The organism is Candidatus Eremiobacteraceae bacterium (assembly GCA_035314825.1).
Taxonomy (GTDB): Bacteria; Vulcanimicrobiota; Vulcanimicrobiia; order Eremiobacterales; family Eremiobacteraceae; genus JAFAHD01.
Genome location: DATFYX010000033.1, coordinates 1 through 2,718, shown reverse-complemented (window position 1 = coordinate 2,718; position 2,718 = coordinate 1). Strand labels below are relative to the sequence as shown.

The 2,718-nt window shown below is 62.5% G+C and carries 4 protein-coding genes; all 4 read right to left on the bottom strand.

Annotated features, from left to right (window positions below):
• The coding region (locus tag VKF82_04570; protein ID HME81329.1) for a hypothetical protein at positions 1–438 on the bottom strand (438 nt) is incomplete at its 3' end.
• Positions 439–724: 286 nt separating this feature from the next.
• On the bottom strand, positions 725–1,243 hold the full coding sequence (locus tag VKF82_04565) for an ASCH domain-containing protein (GenBank protein ID HME81328.1): 519 nt from the start codon (positions 1,241–1,243) through the stop codon (positions 725–727).
• A 148-nt stretch (positions 1,244–1,391) separates the two neighbouring features.
• Positions 1,392–1,889, bottom strand: coding sequence for a TonB family protein (locus VKF82_04560; protein HME81327.1), 498 nt, complete (start codon positions 1,887–1,889; stop codon positions 1,392–1,394).
• Positions 1,890–2,157: 268 nt separating this feature from the next.
• Positions 2,158–2,718 (bottom strand): hypothetical protein (locus tag VKF82_04555; GenBank protein ID HME81326.1); only part of this gene is annotated, 561 nt, incomplete at its 5' end.

Below are 2,718 nucleotides of genomic sequence, written 5' to 3'. Positions count from 1 at the left end.
TGCCATCACTTTTGAGCAGATGTCGATGTTGTTGGCATCGTAACCGGTGTCGATGACCGCGATACGCACGTTTGGACTGCCCTCGCTGACGTTCCACGCCGCCGGCATCTGCGTGTAATACATATCCCACTGCACGGGGATCGAAGTATCGGGGCCGGTGTAGGGCGGCGCCGGGCCGAAAAACTGATCGTTGGGCACGGCCTGCAGATAGCGTGCCGGGATCGGTTTGGCTTCGATGATGCCGCGTGTCGCGGCCAGCGAAGCAGATGCAGCTGCTGGGTTTGCGGTCTGCGGAATTCTGTACGTGACGTAGCCGAACTCGTTACGCTGCCCGACAAGTTGCGCACTAACGCGCGCCATCGCCTGGGCGATCGCGGGCTCCGAACCGGTGCCCGAGAACTTCACGGCGATCAGTCCCGGAATGAATGCCGGACGCATTCCGCGGAAGACCGGGCGGCGCACTGGAGTCTCGGGCTCGCCCGCGGCGATCAGGCTCGTCGGGTTCGCATTGCAACCGATGACCTGCTGTGGCGTTGGTGTGGGCGTCGATGTCTGGCAGGGACCTACGCACCCGGGGCCCCCGCCGCCGCTCGCGCAGGCGGCGCCAAGCGCCCCTATAGCGGCGACCAAAGCGAGACTTGCGAACACTCGAAAGTGCCGGCACCCGTTTTCCATGGAGGCCCGACGGTTCAGAGGTCGCGTTGCCGCGCCCTTCTTCGGGCGGTCAATCCAGCGCATGACGATCCGCGAACTCGGGCGGCCAGACGACCTGAAAACGCTCGAGCACGACTTCCGTGTCTTTGTCCACCGCGAAACCTTCTCGCGCGCCTTGCCGCCGGAAATACCGCGTGTGTGCAGACATCCACCAGGCGAGACTGCGGTCCCCGCCGCCGTTCTCCCAGGCGAAATGCTCGTCGACGTCGCCCATCGGTTTGGTCTCGACGTGAACCGCGCGGATGATGCAGCGCGGCACGCCGGCGCCGTCCAGGATAATGCTAAAGTCTCCGGGCTTCGGTAATGGCCAGCCCTTAGCGGTGAACTCACGCGGAAGGCTCGTGCGGGCTCGCTTGATCCCCGCGAAAACAAGCGCGAGAAGCTCGTCCGCCAGCTCGGCGCTATCGCCAAGGCTGAAGACGGTGAACTTGGCCCGCTTGAGCGACGCGGCGGTCGCGTACGCATTCCAAAGACGGCGCACCGCAGGGTTCTTTGTCAGATCGTCATTCACAAGAATGCCGATCGTCACGTCGAGGCGTCCACGGTGAGATTCTAGCGCATCTGGCGGGACGACGCGTCCGCAGAAATACGTAGCCCTTATGACAAGAAGTCACCGCCGGGTTGGTCCGGCGGTGACGTGCGTGGATCAAGAACGGTTATGTCGTGTCCGGAGCCGATCACTGGGCCAGATGGCGGGCGCTGGCGCCGTTCTCTGGGATGACGGCCATCGGGTTGTCGAACGTGATCTCGACGTAATACGATTGCTTGAACGAGTTGCAGTTGTGCACTTCCGGCGCGTACTTGGAGTTGCGTGCTTCAAGAAGCGCCTGTTGGTCCAAGAGCGTGTTGCCGGATGAGCTGGTGACGCGAGCCTGCAGCACGTTGCCGACCGAGTCAAGGTCGACCTGGAGCTGGACGCTCGCATGGTTGGTCTGCGCGGAGATCAGCTTGAACCACTGAGTCGGGTATATATCCGTCACGTGGGCGCTGGAGTCGGGGTCCGGGCACGTGTTGCCGGCAGCGGCCGTCTGCATGACGTTGATCGGCGCCACAGGAACCAGCGCGCTGAACGTGACGCGCGGAGCGGCGCTTGCCGGGCTCGCCGCGGCGAGACCGATGATCGTCGCCGTGATGACACCGAGCACGGCGGCTGTGTGCAGTGTGCGAGTGAACATGGTGAACCTCCTAGAGCTACGGTGCCGAAGCGACTGTTCATCGTTCGGAGAGGCCGATGCGCGGCTTGGTGCTGCGTCCACCTCCGACAATAGCCTAGCAGTCTGATGGTTTTGGGCGCGTCCGTAATGCCTACGTAGAACTACGGCGTCGCAGCACGCCATGAATACTTAGCGAGTTCTGCTGCCTGAGCACGCGAAAATGCCCTGCAACGCTGGGCGGCAGGGCGATTCTTGCCAGGATGTGATCGCTACGGACTGACGTCTGGCTTCAGAGACGCACGACCGTGTCGTTCGCGTTGTCGGTGAACCACGGACTGCCGTCGGGTCCGACGGTGATGGCCTGTGGTAATCCGTTCGGAAACGACCAGAGGTCGATGACGGTGCCGGTCGTATCCATCTTGCCGACCTCGCTGTTGTAGGGCGCTGTCACTTCGGCTTGCACGAACCAGAGCGAGCCGTCGGGCGTGGAGGTGATGCGTCGTAGGAGATCCTGATAGATCGTCGCCGGCACGGGATATTCCGTGATGGTGCCGGACGTGGTGATGCGCCCGATCTTAGCGCCGTCGCGCTCTGGGAACCACAGTGCTCCGTCAGTTCCGACGACCAGGTTCTTCGGAACCGAATTGGGTGTCGGGATCGGATACTCGGTGATCGTGCCGCCCATCGTGATCTTGCCGACCTTATTGCCGACCTCCTCGGTGAACCACATGTTGCCATCAGGACCTGCGATGATGAAGCCGGCTTGCGCATTTGCTGTCGGTATCGGATACGTCGCGATCAACGCCCCTGATGTGGACATGACGCCGATGATGTTCGCGCCAGAATGCTC